1 protein-coding gene is annotated in these 1,224 nt (G+C 61.0%); it reads right to left on the reverse strand.

Features of this window, described 5'->3' with window-relative positions; all coding sequences use genetic code 11:
* Nucleotides 1-5: 5 nt before the first annotated feature.
* A protein-coding gene (locus E4T66_RS21240) for an IS3 family transposase (RefSeq protein ID WP_136852156.1) occupies nt 6-1,162 on the reverse strand; the annotation gives its coding sequence in 2 pieces (ribosomal slippage) (nt 6-913 and nt 913-1,162; 1,158 coding nt in all).
* Nucleotides 1,163-1,224: the final 62 nt, after the last annotated feature.

The following is a 1,224-nucleotide window of genomic DNA, read 5'->3' on the forward strand; positions in this document are numbered from 1 at the left end:
GGGTTCTACCCCGTGATCTCGGACGGGTTGGAAAGAGCTGAAAACTTCTGATCCTGCTTGGCGACTCTACGCCGCATTCTGGGGTTGTGGAATCGCTCGATGTAGTTGAACAGATCGGCCTTGGCGATATCGAGCGTCGCATATCGCTCCCGATTGATGCGCTCTCGCTTGAGCATTCCGAAGAAGCCTTCGCAGGCTGCGTTGTCGCCGCAGTGACCGACGGCACTCATCGAGCACAGCAGCGTGTTTCGGGTTAGATACCGCTGATAGTCGCTGCTGCGGAACTGGCTGCCGCGATCCGAATGCAGGATCACCGACCAGCCGCCCTGACGCTGCCAGATCGCCATCTCGACAGCACGGATCACCATCTGCCGGTCCTGCCGATGATGCATTGACCAACCAATCACCAGCTTGCTGAACAGATCGATAACGACGCACAGGAACAGCTTCCCTTCGGCGGTCGGGATCTCGGTGATGTCCGTCACCCACTTGGTCTCGGGTTCCAGGGCATTGAAGTCCCGCTCCAGCAAGTTACGCACGCCCGGCGGTGTCAGGCTTGGCTGAGCACGCTGACCGCGTCGTTTCTTTCGGGGCCAGCCTTGCAAACCGTGCCGTGCCATCAAACGGGCCACGCGATTTAGGCTGGCCGTTTCGCCTTCCTCGACGAGGTCCTCATGCATCCGGGGCGCGCCTAGCATCCCACGGCTGTCCTCGTGCAGCTCGCGGATACGCGCCAGCAGCCGATCGTTGTCGATCTGGCGTGCGCTCGGCTGGCGACCGCTCCAGTCGTAATAGCCGCTGGCCGACACCCGCAGGCAGCGACACATCAGACGCACAGGAAACTCATTGCGGCAACGCTCGATCGCCTGATATCTCAGGACGATCCCTTGGCAAAGAACGTTGCCGCTTGCCTTAAAAAATCCCGTTCCTTAGTCACGCGGGCCAGCTCGCGCTTCAAACGGGTGACCTCCTCGTCCCGGGCCGTCCCGGTACCGACGAAAACGCCCTTGCTCTGGCCATCCATCTCGCGCTTCCAGCGCGTCAGCAGGTTGTCCCGAATGCCCAACTCACGGGCGACCTGAGCGCAACTGACACCGGGCTGGCGGGCCTGCTCAACGGCCCCGCGCTTGAACTCTGGACTGAACTTCCTTCGCTTCGACATGAACACTCCTTGCGGCCATTATCGGCCTTCTCGAAAGTGTCCGAGTCATCGGGGTAGAACCC

The sequence above is a fragment of the Sinimarinibacterium arenosum genome, from assembly GCF_005047655.1.
GTDB lineage: Bacteria > Pseudomonadota > Gammaproteobacteria > Nevskiales > Nevskiaceae > Solimonas.